Origin of the sequence: Herminiimonas aquatilis, assembly GCF_042665175.1 — a bacterium.
Lineage (GTDB): Bacteria > Pseudomonadota > Gammaproteobacteria > Burkholderiales > Burkholderiaceae_D > Oxalicibacterium > Oxalicibacterium aquatilis.
This window is the reverse complement of record NZ_JBHTCC010000001.1, coordinates 1,029,734-1,046,259: the sequence shown is the minus strand read 5'-3', so window position 1 is coordinate 1,046,259 and position 16,526 is coordinate 1,029,734. Positions and strand designations below refer to the sequence as shown.

21 protein-coding genes are annotated in these 16,526 nt (G+C 52.7%); 7 read left to right on the top strand and 14 right to left on the bottom strand.

The window, feature by feature from the left end; all coding sequences use genetic code 11:
- Positions 1–7: 7 nt before the first annotated feature.
- Together recG and ACFQO0_RS04775 are read right to left on the bottom strand one after the other, a co-directional pair.
- Positions 8–2,176 (bottom strand): ATP-dependent DNA helicase RecG, encoded by a 2,169-nt coding sequence (gene recG, locus ACFQO0_RS04780; protein WP_382232885.1) that lies wholly within the window; start codon positions 2,174–2,176, stop codon positions 8–10.
- 1 nt (position 2,177) lies between these two features.
- The gene (locus tag ACFQO0_RS04775; RefSeq protein WP_382232884.1) at positions 2,178–2,423 is read right to left on the bottom strand and encodes a hypothetical protein; all 246 of its coding nucleotides are present in this window, start codon (positions 2,421–2,423) and stop codon (positions 2,178–2,180) included.
- 8 nt (positions 2,424–2,431) lie between these two features.
- Here ACFQO0_RS04775 and queA point away from each other — a divergent pair, with 8 nt between their 5' ends.
- The 5 genes from queA (at position 2,432) to secF (ending at position 8,051) form a co-directional block, all read left to right on the top strand.
- Entirely contained in the window at positions 2,432–3,457 is a 1,026-nt protein-coding gene (gene queA, locus ACFQO0_RS04770; RefSeq protein ID WP_382232883.1) for a tRNA preQ1(34) S-adenosylmethionine ribosyltransferase-isomerase QueA, read from the top strand.
- Complete coding sequence (gene tgt, locus ACFQO0_RS04765) at positions 3,451–4,578, top strand: tRNA guanosine(34) transglycosylase Tgt (RefSeq protein ID WP_382232882.1); 1,128 nt, start codon at positions 3,451–3,453, stop codon at positions 4,576–4,578. The genes queA and tgt overlap by 7 nt, the downstream gene beginning before the upstream one ends.
- Before the next feature lie 178 nt (positions 4,579–4,756).
- Positions 4,757–5,035, top strand: coding sequence for a preprotein translocase subunit YajC (gene yajC, locus ACFQO0_RS04760; RefSeq protein ID WP_382234015.1), 279 nt, complete (start codon positions 4,757–4,759; stop codon positions 5,033–5,035).
- 81 nt (positions 5,036–5,116) lie between these two features.
- Positions 5,117–6,976: a protein translocase subunit SecD gene (gene secD, locus ACFQO0_RS04755; protein WP_382232881.1), complete on the top strand. Its 1,860-nt coding sequence runs from the start codon at positions 5,117–5,119 to the stop codon at positions 6,974–6,976.
- Positions 6,977–7,106: 130 nt separating this feature from the next.
- The gene (secF, locus tag ACFQO0_RS04750) at positions 7,107–8,051 is read left to right on the top strand and encodes a protein translocase subunit SecF (protein WP_382232880.1); all 945 of its coding nucleotides are present in this window, start codon (positions 7,107–7,109) and stop codon (positions 8,049–8,051) included.
- Positions 8,052–8,122: 71 nt separating this feature from the next.
- On the opposite strand, the gene ACFQO0_RS04745 is transcribed toward secF, so the two are convergent.
- The 5 genes from ACFQO0_RS04745 to purB all read right to left on the bottom strand — a co-directional run bounded on the left by ACFQO0_RS04745 (position 8,123) and on the right by purB (position 12,015).
- Positions 8,123–8,572, bottom strand: coding sequence for a MarR family winged helix-turn-helix transcriptional regulator (locus ACFQO0_RS04745; protein ID WP_382232879.1), 450 nt, complete (start codon positions 8,570–8,572; stop codon positions 8,123–8,125).
- Positions 8,573–8,683: 111 nt separating this feature from the next.
- Positions 8,684–9,253, bottom strand: a complete 570-nt coding sequence (locus ACFQO0_RS04740) for a YceI family protein (protein ID WP_382232878.1) — start codon at positions 9,251–9,253, stop codon at positions 8,684–8,686.
- Between the two features lie 114 nt (positions 9,254–9,367).
- On the bottom strand, positions 9,368–9,955 hold the full coding sequence (locus ACFQO0_RS04735) for a YceI family protein (RefSeq protein ID WP_382232876.1): 588 nt from the start codon (positions 9,953–9,955) through the stop codon (positions 9,368–9,370).
- Between the two features lie 27 nt (positions 9,956–9,982).
- A complete protein-coding gene (locus ACFQO0_RS04730) occupies positions 9,983–10,507 on the bottom strand; it encodes a cytochrome b (RefSeq protein ID WP_382232875.1) in 525 nt (174 codons plus the stop codon).
- Positions 10,508–10,647: 140 nt separating this feature from the next.
- Positions 10,648–12,015 carry an adenylosuccinate lyase gene (purB, locus tag ACFQO0_RS04725; protein ID WP_382234013.1) on the bottom strand — a complete coding sequence of 456 codons (1,368 nt, stop codon included), beginning with the start codon at positions 12,013–12,015 and terminating at the stop codon, positions 10,648–10,650.
- Between the two features lie 202 nt (positions 12,016–12,217).
- Between purB and ACFQO0_RS04720 the strand changes: the two genes are divergently transcribed.
- Positions 12,218–12,826 (top strand): glutathione S-transferase N-terminal domain-containing protein, encoded by a 609-nt coding sequence (locus ACFQO0_RS04720; protein WP_382232874.1) that lies wholly within the window; start codon positions 12,218–12,220, stop codon positions 12,824–12,826.
- A 116-nt stretch (positions 12,827–12,942) separates the two neighbouring features.
- Here ACFQO0_RS04720 and bfr read toward each other — a convergent pair whose 3' ends face one another.
- Complete coding sequence (gene bfr, locus ACFQO0_RS04715; protein ID WP_382232873.1) at positions 12,943–13,416, bottom strand: bacterioferritin; 474 nt, start codon at positions 13,414–13,416, stop codon at positions 12,943–12,945.
- A 99-nt stretch (positions 13,417–13,515) separates the two neighbouring features.
- On the opposite strand from bfr, the gene ACFQO0_RS04710 reads away from it, so the two are divergent.
- A complete protein-coding gene (locus ACFQO0_RS04710; protein WP_382232872.1) occupies positions 13,516–13,686 on the top strand; it encodes a hypothetical protein in 171 nt (56 codons plus the stop codon).
- Positions 13,687–13,720: 34 nt separating this feature from the next.
- Here ACFQO0_RS04710 and ACFQO0_RS04705 read toward each other — a convergent pair whose 3' ends face one another.
- The 6 genes from ACFQO0_RS04705 to hemP all read right to left on the bottom strand — a co-directional run bounded on the left by ACFQO0_RS04705 (position 13,721) and on the right by hemP (position 16,507).
- A complete protein-coding gene (locus ACFQO0_RS04705) occupies positions 13,721–14,134 on the bottom strand; it encodes an ExbD/TolR family protein (RefSeq protein WP_382232871.1) in 414 nt (137 codons plus the stop codon).
- Entirely contained in the window at positions 14,134–14,862 is a 729-nt protein-coding gene (locus ACFQO0_RS04700; RefSeq protein ID WP_382232870.1) for a MotA/TolQ/ExbB proton channel family protein, read from the bottom strand. The genes ACFQO0_RS04705 and ACFQO0_RS04700 overlap by 1 nt, the downstream gene beginning before the upstream one ends.
- A gap of 13 nt (positions 14,863–14,875) precedes the next feature.
- Positions 14,876–15,562, bottom strand: a complete 687-nt coding sequence (locus tag ACFQO0_RS04695; protein ID WP_382232869.1) for an energy transducer TonB — start codon at positions 15,560–15,562, stop codon at positions 14,876–14,878.
- Positions 15,563–15,570: 8 nt separating this feature from the next.
- Positions 15,571–15,786 (bottom strand): (2Fe-2S)-binding protein, encoded by a 216-nt coding sequence (locus ACFQO0_RS04690; protein ID WP_382232868.1) that lies wholly within the window; start codon positions 15,784–15,786, stop codon positions 15,571–15,573.
- Between the two features lie 96 nt (positions 15,787–15,882).
- Complete coding sequence (locus tag ACFQO0_RS04685) at positions 15,883–16,209, bottom strand: hypothetical protein (protein ID WP_382232867.1); 327 nt, start codon at positions 16,207–16,209, stop codon at positions 15,883–15,885.
- Positions 16,210–16,312: 103 nt separating this feature from the next.
- Complete coding sequence (gene hemP, locus ACFQO0_RS04680; RefSeq protein WP_382232866.1) at positions 16,313–16,507, bottom strand: hemin uptake protein HemP; 195 nt, start codon at positions 16,505–16,507, stop codon at positions 16,313–16,315.
- Positions 16,508–16,526: the final 19 nt, after the last annotated feature.

Below are 16,526 nucleotides of genomic sequence, written 5' to 3'. Positions count from 1 at the left end.
GCCTTCGCTACACCTTCAGATAATCCTCGCGCGCGCCCAGCCAGCGCGCCAGGTGTGCTTCCACCGTTGCCGGATCATCGCGCAACAAAGCCTGCGCGATATCACGTGCTTTATCGACCAGCCACTGATCGGTTTCCAGGTCGGCGAAGCGCAGCATGGCTTGTCCTGATTGACGCGCGCCCAGGAATTCGCCCGGACCGCGTATCTCCAGATCTTTGCGTGCAATTTCAAAACCGTCAGTCGATTCGCGCATAATGCGCAGCCGCTGCTTGGCGACCATGCCTAAGGGCCCCTGATACAGCAACAGACAAACGCTGGCGGCCGAACCACGGCCCACGCGTCCGCGCAACTGATGCAATTGCGACAGGCCGAAGCGTTCTGCATGTTCTATCACCATCAGCGAAGCATTGGGTACATCGACGCCGACTTCGATGACGGTGGTGGCGACCAGTACATGGATGTTGCCGCGCGTGAAGGCGTCCATGACTTCCTGCTTTTCAGCGGGTTTCATGCGACCGTGCACCAGGCCGACGTGCAAGTCAGGTAAGGCGGCAACAAGTGCCAGATGCGTATCGGTCGCAGTTTGCAATTGCAATGCTTCCGATTCTTCAATCAACGGGCAGACCCAGTATGCTTGCCGCCCTTCCAGCGCGGCAGCGTGTACGCGTTCTATGACTTCGTCGCGCCGGTTTTGATCGATCACGCGCGTGACAATCGGTGTGCGTCCCGGCGGCAGCTCGTCGATGACCGACACCTCCAGGTCGGCGTAGTAGGTCATTGCCAGCGTGCGTGGAATCGGCGTCGCAGACATCATCAGTTGATGCGGGATTTTTTGCTGGCTGGATACGAGCTTGTTGTCCAAACCTTTATTGCGCAACACGAGGCGCTGACCGACGCCAAAACGATGCTGTTCATCGACGATGACCAGACCCAGTCGGGAAAACTGTACGTCTTCCTGTATCAATGCATGCGTGCCAATGATCAGTTGCGCTTCGCCCGATTCGATGCGTGTCTTGGCTTCCAGTTTTTCTTTTTTCTTCAGGCTGCCAGTCAACCATGCAACGTTGACGCCCAAGGGTTCCATCCATCCGGCGATTTTACGGAAATGCTGGTCCGCCAGGATTTCGGTGGGAGCCATCAGCACTGCCTGGTAACCATTGTCTATGGCTTGTGCGGCGGCAATCGCGGCAACCACGGTTTTGCCGCTGCCAACGTCGCCTTGCAGCAGGCGCTGCATGGGAAATGATTGCCTGATGTCGGCGCGAATTTCTTCCAGCACGCGCTGCTGTGCACCGGTCAGTGAAAACGGCAGTTGATTGAGAAACGCTTTGGATAGTTTGCCGACAGTCGGCAATACGGCCGCCCCTTTTTCGCGGCGCGCGATTTGTGCGCGCTTCATCGACAGTTGCTGCGCCAGCAATTCATCGAACTTCATGCGTACCCAGGCTGCGTGTGAACGATCAGCCAAGGCGCTTTCGTCTACGTCCGGGGGCGGATTGTGCAGCAGACGGACTGCCGGCTCGAACTGCATTAACTCCAATGATGCGCGCAATTTTTCTGATAGCGTATCGCGCCATTCTATGCGTGCCATCGCATCCAGAATGGTTTTGCGCAGCAGCGTTTGCGACAGGCCTTCGCCTGCCGGATAAACGGGTGTCAATGCCGATGGCAGTGGTGCTCCCTCTATCACCATCTTGTAGGAAGGATGGACCATCTCTGCGCCGAAGAAGCCGTGCCGCACTTCGCCGCGCGCACGTACGCGATTGCCTTCCGCCATTTGCTTGACCTGGCTGCCGTAAAAATTCAGGAAGCGCATCACGAGGAGGCCGGAGTCGTCCGAAATCGTCACCACCAATTGGCGACGCGGACGGAAGGCGACTTCGCAGGAGGTGACGATGCCTTCCACTTGCACCGAGCGACCAAAGATGAAGCCTGCATCGCTGATGCTCTTGACCTCGGTTTCATCCTCGTAGCGCAATGGCAGGTGCAAGACCTTGTCCATGTCTGAACGCAGTCCTAGCTTGATCAGCTTGTCATCGATTTTGGCTGCACGCGTAGCTGCGGCGGGCGCAGCAGCTTTTGCTGTCGATTTCGTTGCCGAATTCGCAGCAGTTTTGGTGGCGGTTTTCGCGGCGCTTTTTACAAGTTCAGCAGGCTTTTTCTTCAATGCAGGCATATCAGGCCGAAAATGAGGCGGCAGGGCGTAAAATAGCGGGTTTTGCGAAGTCCGGATGCGCAAGAAGTAGCGCGTCTTTTTTGACGCGATTTTTTGCGTGACCTATTGAATGAAATATGGCCACTCCGACAAGCTTTGCAACCATAGCAGTTATGGCGCGTGATTGCATGTAATCCGCAAAATTTGTACTTGCGATTACAGCAATGCTTAGTGATTTTTCGCCAGCGCTGACAATATCCTTAACCATTTAGCCGTATGTATTCACTTTCCGATTTCGATTTCGAACTTCCGCAAGAACTGATTGCGCAAATGCCGCTGGCAGAGCGCAGTGCATCGCGCCTGCTGCATGTCGCCCCAGACAAGATGATAGATCGTGCATTTGCCGATATCGTCGATTTGCTTAATCCTGGTGATTTGCTGGTATTCAACGACACACGTGTGTTGAAGGCGCGCTTCTTTGGCATCAAGGAAACCGGCGGCAAGGTTGAAGTATTGGTTGAACGCGTGATCGACTCGCGTCATGTGCATGCGCAGATACGCGCATCGAAATCACCAGTGCCGGGAATGAAAATCCGTTTGGCTGATGCCTTTGATGTGATCGTCGGTGAACGCGCTGGTGAATTCTACGAGCTGCAATTTCCAGATGATGTATTTGAATTGATAGAGGCGCACGGTCGTTTGCCTTTGCCGCCGTATATCGAGCACGCTGCTGACGCATATGACGAAACACGTTATCAAACCGTGTATGCGAAAACGCCGGGCGCAGTTGCAGCGCCGACTGCGGGTTTGCATTTCGATCAAGCCTTGCTCGATGTCTTGAAGGCCAAAGGCGTGCAGTTTGCGTATGTGACTCTGCATGTCGGGGCGGGCACTTTTCAGCCGGTGCGCAATGAGAACCTGGCCGAACACAATATGCATAGCGAGTGGTATACCATCTCGCAGGAAACTGTCGATGCGGTGCGAGCAACCCAAGCTGCCGGTCACAATATTGTTGCGGTCGGCACCACCAGCATGCGCGCTCTGGAGTCGGCTTCGCAAAGTGGTAGTTTGCAGGCAGGTAGCGCAGATACACGTCTCTTCATCACGCCCGGCTACACCTTTAAAACGGTGACGCGCCTGATCACTAATTTCCATTTGCCTAAGTCCACGCTGTTGATGCTGGTGTCGGCCTTTGCCGGTTACGATGCAATTCGCGCCGCTTATCAACACGCCATTTCACAACGCTATCGTTTCTTCAGTTATGGCGATGCGATGTTTTTAACCAGAATGCCACCATGCTGAATTTCAAATTACTTAATACCGATGGCAATGCGCGACGCGGCCAGATTACCGTCAATCATGGCGTCATCGAAACACCTATCTTCATGCCGGTCGGCACTTACGGTTCCGTCAAGGCGATGTCTCCACTGGAATTGAAAGAGATCGATGCGCAGATCATTCTGGGCAATACCTTTCATCTGTGGCTGCGCCCGGGCAATGACATCGTCGCCAAGTTCGGTGGCTTGCATGAATTCATGGGCTGGGATAAACCTATCCTGACTGACTCGGGCGGCTTCCAGGTATTTTCACTCGGTGAAATGCGCAAGATTACCGAAGAGGGCGTGCATTTTTCTTCGCCTATCAATGGCGATAAATTGTTCCTGTCGCCGGAAGTATCCATGCAGATTCAGCGCGTGCTGAATTCCGACATCGTGATGCAGTTCGACGAATGCACACCGTATGAAATCGACGGCCGTCCGGCCACCGCCGATGAGGCGGCCAAATCGATGCGCATGTCCTTGCGCTGGGCCCAGCGCTCTATCGATGAATTCAATCGTGAAGAAAATCCGAATGCCTTGTTCGGCATCGTGCAGGGCGGCATGTTCGAACATTTGCGCGACGAATCGCTGGCTGGCTTGGAAGACATCAATTTCCATGGCGTCGCCATCGGCGGTTTGTCTGTGGGCGAGCCCAAGGAAGACATGCTGCGCGTGCTGCAACATGTCGGTCCGCGTTTGCCTGCCAACAAGCCGCATTATCTGATGGGCGTCGGCACGCCGGAAGATTTGGTGCAGGGTGTGGCCAACGGCATCGATATGTTCGATTGCGTGATGCCTACGCGTAATGCGCGCAATGGCTGGTTGTTCACACGCTTTGGCGATATCAAAATCAAGAATGCGCGTTACAAAGATGATAAGAAGCCGCTGGATGAAACTTGCGGTTGTTATGCCTGCCGCAACTTTTCACGTGCTTACTTGCATCATTTGCATCGAACCGGCGAAATCCTCGGCGCGCGCCTGAATACCATTCATAACCTGCACTATTACCTGGATATGATGCGGGAAATGCGTGAAGCCATTAGTGAAGGGCGTTTCCAGCTGTTTGTGTCGCAATTTCATGCGGATAGAGCACGCGGCACCTAGTTTGGGCGGGTTGCAAGCCGGTTTGCTTCTCACCTTTGTTTTGCTAATTTTCATAGAGCACTGGAAAGTATTCTTCCAGTGCTAAAATAACCGACTCTTATTTATCCCCTATAACAACCTGGAGCATTCAGTGTTTATTTCCAACGCATACGCAGCCGCACCAGCCGCTGGCGGCATCATGGGTAGCTTGACCCAATTCGTACCGATTCTGTTGATGTTCGTCGCGCTGTACTTCCTGATGATTCGTCCGCAAATGAAACGTCAAAAAGAACACAAGGCGATGATTGAAGCAGTGACGCGCGGCGATGAAGTAGTGACATCCGGCGGCGTTCTTGGCAAGGTCACCAAGGTGTCAGACGTCTATGTTTCGATCGAAGTCCAGGAAGGCACGGAGTTGATTTTGCAAAAGAGCGCAGTCACCACCTTGCTGCCAAAAGGCACGATCAAGTCGCTGTAATCCGGGTTAAACGCCCCACCTCTGCTAGCCGGATGTGGGGTTGATTTTTGTCTGACGTTCCATTCCGAACCCTGAATCAATATGAATCGCTATCCCCTCTGGAAGTACATTACGATCGCCGTCGCATTGCTGATAGGCGTGCTGTACACGATCCCGAATTTCTTTGGTGAGTCGCCTGCCGTGCAAATCAGCAGTGCCAAAGCCACGATCAAGGTCGACAGTTCCCTGATGACTCAGGTTGAGCAAGTCTTGAAGAAAGAGGGTATCCAATCTGACGGGATTGTATTTGAAACCTTGGGTACACAAGGCACTGTGCGCGTCCGTTTCCCGAATACCGATATCCAGTTCAAAGCCAAAGGCTTGCTGGAAAGGGATTTGAATCTCGACCCTGCCGACCCTACGTATCTGGTCGCATTCAACCTGTTGCCGAACACACCGTCCTGGCTGCAAAGCCTGCATGCTGCGCCTATGTATCTGGGCCTCGATTTGCGCGGCGGCGTTCACTTCCTGATGCAGGTTGATACCAAGGCTGTGATGAACAAGCGGGTGCTGGGCCTGCAAGCCAGCGCACGTGCTATTTTGCGCGACAAGAATGTGCGTCACTCCGGTATCGCCCGCAGCGGTGACAACATCGAAATTTCCTTCCGCGATGCCGCGACCCGCGACAAGGCACGTACTGCTCTCGGCGATGAATTGCGTGAGCTGGCCTTGACCGACAGCGGTACTGGCGAAGATTTGAAACTGGTGGGCGCTTTGCAGCCTGCCGCGTTGAAGCAAACTGTAGAAGATGCGGTTCAGCAAAACATCACGACCTTGTCGAAACGCGTCAATGAACTGGGCGTTGCCGAGCCTTTGATCCAGCGTCAGGGCGCAGACCGTATCGTTGTGCAATTGCCCGGCGTACAAGATGTGTCGCGCGCCAAGGACATCATCGGCAAGACGGCGACTCTGGAAATACGTCTGGTCGATGAAACAGTAACGCGCGGTACTGAAGAAACTGCGGCCATTCCATTCGGCTCCGAACTGTTCAAGGTCGGCAAGAACGCGCCTGTGGTGCTGTACAAGGATACGATCATTACCGGCGAGTACATTTCCAGCGCATCCGCCAGCTTCGATTCGAATCATCAACCGTCCGTCAGCATCGATTTGAACGGTGACGGCGGTCGTCGCATGCGCGAGGCAACCCGCTCGCGTGTCGGCAAATCGATGGCGATCGTCCTGTTTGAAAAGAACAAGGGCGAAGTCCTGAGCGTGGCAACAATACGCGATGAACTCGGTGCACGCTTCCAGATTACCGGCATGGGTTCTTCTGAAGCTGCCAGCGACCTGGCTTTGCTGCTGCGCGCCGGCTCTCTGGCGGCACCTATGGAAATCATAGAAGAACGTACGATCGGACCGCAACTCGGTGCAGAGAACATCAGCAAGGGTTTCCATGCTACGTTGTATGGCTTTATCGCGATTGCGATATTCATGATTGTGTATTACCGCATGTTTGGGTTCTTCAGCGTATTTGCACTGGGGGTCAACGTCATGCTGCTGATTGCCCTCCTGTCATTGCTGCAGGCGACACTGACTCTGCCGGGTATCGCCGCGATTGCGTTGACGCTGGGTATGGCGATTGATGCGAACGTGCTGATTAATGAACGTATTCGAGAAGAGCTTCGGGCAGGACATTCGCCACAGACGGCGATTTCGATAGGCTTTGAACGGGCATGGGCAACCATTCTCGATTCCAACGTGACGACGCTGATTGCTGGTCTTGCACTGTTGATTTTCGGTTCAGGCGCAGTGCGTGGTTTTGCTGTAGTGCATTGCCTGGGTATTTTGACTTCGATTTTCTCTTCGGTGTTTGTCTCGCGCGGTTTCGTGAATCTCTGGTACGGACGCAAGAAAAAACTGACGTCGGTATCGATAGGCCAGGTCTGGAAGCCAACTACCTGAAAATGAGTATGACCGCGCATTTTCAATGCGCCGTGCTGTGACCGATTGAATCGTATTTAGACAGACTGCACATTCGTCGCGCATCCAAGAAAATCGCGAAACACGAGGCAGTCGCCAAGAGAGGAAAGTGATGGAGTTTTTCCGCATCAAAAAAGATATTCCGTTCATGCGCCATGCGTTGATTTTCAACGTGATTTCGATCCTGACATTTGTCGCTGCTGTGTTCTTCCTGTTTCACAAGGGCTTGCACCTGTCGATCGAATTTACCGGCGGTACCGTGATGGAAGTTGCTTATCCTAAAGCTGCTGACATCGAGGGCGTACGTACCAAGATCGCTGATCTCGGTTACACCGATATGCAAGTGCAGAGCTTCGGTACGGCGCAGGACGTGTTGATCCGTCTGCCGGTGCAGGCAAATGCTGATACGGCGCAGGTCAGTCAGCGCGTGATGGGTGCCTTGACGGCGCAGGACAGTGCAGTCGTGTTGAAGCGCGTCGAGTTCGTCGGTCCTCAGGTTGGGGAAGAGTTGACGCATGACGGTTTGATGGCACTTGCCATGCTTGTTATCGGCATCATGATTTACCTGGCGTTCCGCTTCGAATGGAAATATGCCGTCTCCGCCATTTTCGCGAACTTGCATGACGTCGTCATCATTCTTGGTTTCTTTGCCTTCTTCCAGTGGGAGTTTTCCCTGACCGTTCTGGCTGCAGTGCTGGCGGTGCTCGGTTATTCAGTGAATGAATCGGTGGTCGTGTTCGATCGTGTGCGGGAAACCTTCCGCGATCGCAAGCATGGCAAGATGGCGGTCGCCGATGTGATGAATCACGCGATCACCAGCACCATTTCACGTACGATGATTACGCACGGTTCCACACAATTGATGGTGCTGTCGATGTTGTTCCTCGGCGGCCCGACGCTGCATTACTTCGCGCTCGCATTGACGATTGGTATCTGCTTCGGTATTTACTCTTCAGTATTCGTTGCGGCTGCATTGGCGATGTGGCTGGGCGTCAAACGTGAAGACTTGATCAAGCCGATCAAGGAAAAGGACGAGCACGACGGCGCTGTAGTGTAAGCACCTGACGCAATAAAAAAGCCGGCAATTGCCGGCTTTTTTATTGCGTATGTTCATTACGACTTTCTGCCTCAGTACTTGGCTTTGGGCAGCTTGCCTGTCAGATTGGCATGCAGCTTGGTCAATTCCTTGTCCAGCGCATCGAAATCCTGTTCTGCATAATTGACGAAGGACTGCTTGCCGAATGCGATTTGCGGCGCGAATACTCGGTTGAATTCGGCCTCGCCTAGTTTGGTAAGGCGTACCAATGTGCTGCGTCTGTCTTCCACTTGCGTGACGCGCTCCACCAAGCCTTTTTCCTGCAGCCTATCAATGACGCCGGTCAGCGTGCCTTTGGTGATCAGCGTCCTCTCGCCCAGGTCCTTAAAGGTCATTCCCTCTGTATTGCCGAGCGTCGCCACAATATCGAACTGCGAGGGTGTGAGCCCGGTTCGGCTGCGGATATTGGCACCGGATTGGCGCTCGAAAGCATGAAAGCATTCAGCCAGTAAGCGGATACTGCGGACGTAGCGTTCAGTCATAAAATTCCAGAACTCACACTAAATGTAAGTGCACGATAAAAGCAAAAGTAACAGTACGAAGTAAAAAGCCGACGCCTGATGACGTCGGCTTTTTTGAGTAGTCAGATGTGCTTAGTCTGCCTTGACTGCTTCAACCTGGATCGCCAGTTTGACTTCAGGCGAGAAACCGTAGTTCATGCCGTAGGTAAGGCCGAAGTCGGCACGATTGAAGGTGGCCGATACGTCGGCACCGCAGACTTCGCGCTTCAACATTGGATGTTGAATGCACTTGAATTTGTTGATCGCCAGCGTCACAGGTTTGGTCACGCCCAACAGGGTCAGCTCGCCATCCACTGCAACCGGTTTGTCGCCATCGAACTTGATCGCCTTGCTTTTGTAGGTCGCAGTCGGAAATTTCTCGACGTTGAACATGTCTTTGCCTTTTGCATGCTCATTCATTTTAGCGTGACCGAAATCGATAGAGCTGGCATCGATAGTGATGTCCAGTGAGCCGGTTTTCGCAGCACGATCCAGCACAACATTGCCGCTGGTTTTGTCAAACTTGCCGCGCCAGAAAGAGATGCCCATGTGATCGGCTTCAAAGCTGGGGTAGGTATGGCTAGGATCGATCGTATAGTTTTGTGCAAATGCGGAAGTAGCGCTGGCGGCCAGCAAACAGATCAGTGCAATTTTTGATTTCATTCAATAACTCCTGGATGGGTTGAGGTAAGGCATTTATATCGAGTATCGGCCTCAATGACCGATACAAATTTGTGCTGCAAGTTTTGCTGCAATCGGTACACCGATTTTGTACTGCTATTGCGCGGCAACGACGCGGAACTTGATCGTGACTTCATCGGCCACCATGCTGGTGTCTTTCCATTCGCCTTCGCCGATGTTGTAGGTCAGACGTTTGATCGGCAGCACGCCTTCAAACACTTGATTGCTACCATCTTTTTTCACGCTCATAGGAAAGCTGACATCGGTGGTTTTGCCCTTGATTGTGAGTTTGCCGGTGACGTCGAGCTTACCTGCGGCTCCCGCCTTGATCTGGCTGGAGATGAAGCTGGCTTTGGGGAATTGTGGAGCGTTAAACCATTCCTTTTTCATCACTTCCTTGTTGTAATCGGCATCGCCCAGATCGAAGCTGGTGATGTCTATATCGACATTGGCTTTCGATGTCTCCGGCTTGGCGACGTCATAGGTGATTTGTGCATTGAATTTCTTGAACTTGGCATCGACAGGTACGTTCAATTGCTTGAAGGTGATCGTGACATTGCTTTTGCTCGCATCCGTTTTCAAGGCGGTGGCGGCAATGGCCGGCACCGCAATGCAGACAGCCGCGATGGCTAGCCAGCGATGCGCGCTGTTAAAAGGTCGGCTGACAGTGGAGCGTAAGAACATGGGTAGATCCTTTCAAGGATAAGAAGATCAAGGAAGCATGCGTTGCAGCGTGCGGTCCCGGTCTATGAATTGATGTTTGAGTACGGCGAGAATGTGCAGGAAAAACACGCCCAGCAATACAACATTGAAAGCGTAATGGACTTGTTTGAGCACTAATTTCAATTCCTGATCAGGGGGGATCAAGACCGGCAATGGCAGGACGCCCAAATACATGACCGGAACACCCGCGGCAAGACTGTAAAAGTAGCCGGATAACGGTACCGCAAAGATCAACACATACATCAGCGCGTGAGAAATGTGCGACGCTTTTTTTTGCCAGCCAGGCATGCTCTCGGCGTAAGGCGGCGCGGCGTGCGTCATGCGCCACAATATGCGCAAGCAGGCGAGCCCGAATACTGTCACGCCCAGCCATTTGTGCCAGGAAAAATATCTGAGCTTGGTCGGCGTCAAGCCGGGTATATCGACCATCGTCAGCCCGAGTAGAAAGGCAGCAATGATCAGTATCGCCATCAGCCAGTGCAGCGTAATTGCGGTGAGCGTGTAGCGTCGCATGGTTTTATTTTGGTAATTAGTTCGAACTAGGACTAATATAACAAAATAAAAAGAAGTCTGCAGGCGACTGCTTTAATCAGCAGGCCGGCAGACTTCTTTAGCGGGTATTCAGTATGTGCTTAGGGATGCGCTGAATGCGATCAGATTTCCTTGGCAAGCTTGGTAGCGTAGCCGATGTAGTTTGCTGGCGTCATTGCCAACAACAAATCTTTGGCTTCCTGTGGAATTGCCAATGTCACGATGAACTCCTGTAGCGCTTCTTTCGAAATGCCTTTGCCACGTGTCAAATCCTTTAATTGCTCGTACGGATTTTCAATGCCGTAACGGCGCATCACGGTTTGCACCGGTTCTGCCAATACCTCCCAAGTGTCATCCAGGTCAGCAGCCAGACGTGCTGGATTGACTTCCAGCTTGTTCAAACCGCGCAGGCAGCTGTCATAGGCCAGCAAGGCGTAGCCGAAGCCGACACCGATATTGCGTAGTACGGTTGAGTCCGTCAGGTCGCGCTGCCAGCGTGAGACCGGCAATTTTTCTGCCATGTGTTTCAACACTGCGTTGGCCATACCGAGATTGCCTTCCGAGTTTTCGAAATCAATCGGGTTGACCTTGTGCGGCATCGTCGAAGAACCGATTTCACCCGCCTTCGTCGATTGCTTGAAATAGCCAAGCGAGATGTAACCCCAGATATCGCGATTCAAATCGAGCAGAATAGTGTTGGTGCGTGCAATCGCATCGAACAACTCAGCCATGTAATCATGCGGTTCAATTTGAATCGTATAAGGATTGAAAGTCAGGCCCAGACGCTTTTCAATCACGTCTTTGGAAAATGCCTGCCAGTCTGTATTCGGGTAAGCCGACAAATGCGCATTGAAGTTACCAACTGCGCCATTCATCTTGCCTAGAATTTCTACTTCGGCGATGCGTTTGATGGCGCGCTGTAAACGTGCGACGACGTTGGCCATTTCCTTGCCGAGCGTGGTCGGGCTGGCAGGTTGGCCGTGCGTACGTGACATCATCGGCAATGCGGCATTGTCATGCGCCAGTTGCGTCAATTTGGCAACCAGTGCTTGCAGTGCGGGCAGCAGTACGGTATCGCGAGCTGCTTTCAACATCATGCCGTGCGAAGTATTGTTGATGTCTTCCGAGGTGCAGGCAAAGTGGATGAACTCGGTTGCGGCGACCAGTTCCGGCACATCCTTGACTTGTTCCTTGAGCCAGTACTCGACGGCTTTTACGTCGTGATTGGTAACTGCTTCAATCGCCTTGATTTTTTCTGCATCGGCTTCGGTGAAGTCGGTCGTCAATTTATTCAGCAATGCATTTGCACTTGCCGAAAATGGTTTAATCTCTGAAAAACCGGCTTCCGACAAGGCTTGCAGCCAAGAAATTTCTACTTTCACGCGGTGATGCATGAAGCCGGATTCAGACAGAATCGGGCGCAGTTTATCGGTTTTGCTGGCGTAGCGGCCATCCAGTGGGGAAAGGGCGGAGAGCGTAGAAAGAGGCATGATGATGAGCGACAAGCGCAATGACGTGAATGAAATAGCAGCCGGAAATGCCAGTGTGTCCAAATTCGGTGCAAATACGGAATCCGACATTTTACCACTCGCCAAGCGTGCAAAATAGGAGTGCCTAATCTGCGCTGAAAGAGGCGGCTTCCACAGAGAGCCGATGTTATAATCGCCTTCCAATTTTCGACCTAAAGCATCTATGAAACTAATTGGTTCTCTCGCCAGCCCTTACGTACGCAAAGTGCGTGTAGTGATGCTGGAAAAAAGAATTGAGTACGATTTTGCTCTGGAGAATGTTTGGGCTGCCGATACCTTGATTCAGGAATCAAATCCGCTGGGCAAAGTGCCCTGCCTGATCATGGAAGACGGTGGCGCGATGTTCGACTCCCGCGTGATCGTCGAGTACCTCGATACCCTGACACCGGTAGGAAAATTAATTCCGCCTAATGGCCGTGAACGCGCGGAAGTAAAGTGCTGGGAAGCGCTGGCCGACGGCGTATGCGATGCTGCCATGCTGCTGCGTTTGGAGCATACATTGAGGCCGGCCGAGCAACGCACGCAGAGCTGGATCGATAGACAAACATCCAAGGTAAACCAGGGCTTGAAAGCGATGTCGGTCGGCTTGAAAGACACGGCGTTTTGTGCCGGCAATCAATACACGCTGGCTGATGTGGCAGTTGGCTGCACGCTGGATTGGCTGACGTTCCGTTTTCCCGAAATCTCATGGCGTACGGAATACCCCAATCTGGAAAAACTGCTGGAGAAATTGTCAGAACGTCCTTCGTTCAAGGAAACGCTGCCGAAGTAATTTTTCTTGGGCGGGCAATAGCAGGTAAAAAAAGGGACGCAGATGCGTCCCTTTTTTATTTTGATCAGATCCAACAAGCGGCAATCTTGTCGATTGCCTTTGTAGACATGAAGAAATTACTCGCCAGCCATCTGCGTTTGCAGATAATTTTGTATGCCGACTTTTTCGATCAGGTCGAGTTGCGTTTCCAGCCAGTCGATATGTTCTTCTGTATCGTCCAGGATGTATTGGAATAATTCGCGCGAGACATAATCGCCGACTTCTTCACATGCCGCGATGCCTTCTTTGACGGTTTTTTGCGCAGCGACTTCCAGCTTCAAATCGCAGTTCAACATTTCGTGCGTGTTCTCGCCGATCATCAGCTTGTGCAGCAATTGCACATTCGGCAGGCCATCGAGCATCAGTATGCGATCGATCAGCTTGTCGGCGTGTTTCATCTCGCCGATCGATTCTTCGTATTCCTTCTTGGCGATTTTTTCAAAGCCCCAATGCTTGTACATGCGTGCATGCAGGAAGTATTGATTGATGGCGCTGAGTTCGTTGGTAAGCTGCGCGTTGAGCAGCTTGATGATTTTGCTGTCACCTTTCATGGGAGCCTCGAAAGTGATGTGTGAATAAGGAGCTGGCAGACGAGCGACAATAGTAGTCAACAGGTTTGGCTAGCGAGAGGTCCACATGATAGCGCAGGAATGCCGGATTCCTATCATTTCAGCTTCATTTCGTTAGCTGGAATCATTCGTGTTTCGATTGAAAAAGCGAGAGTGGGTAAGGGTTTGCGCAGCTTAATGCATGTGGGATATGGTTTGCTCGGAAAAAGAAAATGCGCGCAACAGCTGCTTGCTGAGCGCGCATTTTTTTGACTACAGGCAAGGTTGAAAATTCGCCCGTTTTGTTTTATTTCTTCGGTGCTTCCGTCACAAACCCCATCTTGGTCAAGCCGCCGGATTGTGCCGCAGCCATCACCTGCGCGACCTTTTCATAAGGCGTCGTGCGTTCTGCACGCAAATGCAACTCAGGCTGTGGTGTCACCTTGGCGGCGTCCGCTAGGCGGGACGCCAACTGTGTTTCATCCAGCACTTCATTGTTCCAGTACACCTGACCGGCAGCATCAATCGACACGTTCACGGTTTCAGGTTTGACTTCGTTAGGCTGATTCGCCGCACGTGGAAGATCCAGCTTGACCGCATGATTCATGACCGGAATGGTCATGATGAAGATGATCAGCAGCACCAGCATCACGTCGACCAGCGGCGTGGTATTGATCTCGGGATTGAAGTCGTCTTCGTCCGACAGGGAGCCCATCGCCATTATTTGCCTCCGACTGCCGTGAGCTTGGTCCCGTTGGCACTCGGCGTGCTGGCATCGTTGGCGCGTGCGCCGGTGACGAACAAGGCGTGCAGATCGAAGCCGAATTTATTCATCTTTGCAATCGTCGACTTATTGCCGCGCACCAGCGCGTTGTAACCGAAGGTCGCAGGAATCGCCACTGCCAGACCGAGCGCCGTCATGATCAGCGCCTCACCTACCGGACCGGCAACCTTGTCGATACTGGCTTGTCCCGAAGTGCCGATCGCTACCAGCGCGTGATAGATGCCCCAGACCGTGCCGAACAGGCCGACGAAGGGTGCTGTCGAGCCTACCGATGCCAGTACCGCCATGCCGGTCTGCAGCTTGGCCGAAGTTTCATCAATCGCCTGGCGCAAGGACAAGGTAACCCAGTCGCTGACCGACAATTGATCGTGCAAATGACCTTTGTGTGCTTCGTGATGGCGCATCGCGGTGACGCCAGCTTCTGCAATCGAAGCAAACGGATTGCCGGTACCCAGCGTTGCGGTGCCTTGTTCGAGGCTGGTGGCGTCCCAGAACTCATGACCGGCGGCATTGCCGGCGCGGCGATATTGCATCAGCTGCAGTGCCTTGGTCACGATGACGTACCAGGATGCGATCGACATGGCGACCAGCAACACGGCCACCCCTTTGGTGACAAAGTCACCTTGCGCCCACAAACTCTCTAAACCGTACGGACTGACTTCCATGATGATTCCTTCTTTATCTATTTAATGTGAAATTAATTGGCACGATGGCATAGGCCGGAGTCGGTCTGCCGTCCTCCAGATAAGGCTTGAACAATGCGCGCATCACCGCATCGCGTGCCGCGTCATCCATGCGCAGAGAGCCTGATGATTTCTGGATTTCCACCTTGTCGGCGCGACCTTTTTCATTGATCAGCACGCGCATTGTGACAGTTCCCTCATTGCCCATGCGTGCATCCAGCGGCGGATATACCGGACGCGGTGCATTGATGTAAGACACACCCGAAATCAGTTTGGGGGGGGCGGGTACAGAAGGGGCAGATGGTGCTGCCGGAGCCGCCACGGCCGGTGGCTCTTTCGATTCCTGCGGTGGCGACGGCGCCTCCGTGATGGCTTGTGGCGATGGCGCCTCGGCTACAACCGGACGCGGCGTTGGGCGTGTTACCTGCTTCTTGACGACCGGCACGGTCTTGGGCTCGGCCGGTTGTGGTCGCGGTTGCGGTGCTGGTTCTTCGGTAATGAAAGTGGCGAAAATCTCTCTCGGCAATGCTTGCGCGACCTGATGCACCAAACCGCTGCGCAAGGCATAGAACAATGCAATGTGCAGCAGGATGATGATGAGGAGCGGCGCGTATTTTCTGAGAGCTTGTGACATGTACGGCGGAGAGCGCGGTGCTGACGATTGAATCGATATTGCGTTCATAAAATTGCTTATGCGGCCAATGCGTTTGGATGAAACATTATAGGTTGATGTGGACGCGCATCCGCAAGGCATTCACGCAATACACGTTTTGCACAAGAATGGCATTTGCCACAGCAAGTGCCAACTTCAAGATTATTGCGCAATTCCGACATCGATGTGATGCCGTTATCAACTGCCAGTTTTATTTTCCTTTCGGAAACATTGTTGCAAACGCAGACAATCATCGAATCCTCTTGCTACTTTCTTCGTAGATGAAAAAATAAAAATGTAGTTCCAAAATTTCCGGTTGCTTACTTTGTTGCGACTGATTTCATTTCAATTCACGCGTTGTCCACGCGCTGTCCGATAACCAGACGCGTAAACAAACTAAATTTCTCTGGTTGTGGCATCGCCCGTTCAACCACGATGCCCCACTGTTCCGATAATTGCTGACAAGTTGCGCGTAATACCGGCGCCAGATCTGGCAGGTCCGCCAGCGCTTTCAAATGTCGCTCTATCACCGAGGCCAGTTTGAGGCACGCATTGCTTTCCTGATTATTCGCCGTGTAATGCGACATCAAATGCAGGACGGCGGAAACGAGTAACTCTGGTTGTGCCGGCGCTGCGTTTGGTTCCTGTAATGCCTGATCCGTTTTGTCGATAGCCATCAAACTCTCCTTGTCGGTTGGTTTGGCTTGCTGGCGTAACGTTGAATGTTGCGCGTGGCTGGCTTGCGAATCGGTATTTCTGTATCTGCACTTCTAAAATTACTTATGCCGTCAAAATCAATTTATTCAACTGTGTCAAACGGAGGCGGTAAATTCTGCCTTCGTGTGCAATTTCCACTTCCCGCATTTGTCTGAACAAATCACGGCTGCTGATGCGGGTTATCGGCTCCGTTCCCTCATTCTGACGTGCCACGAGGGGCACATTTGCCTGTGCTTCACGTTCTGTTGAGATCGCCATGATCAACCTTTTATCTAAA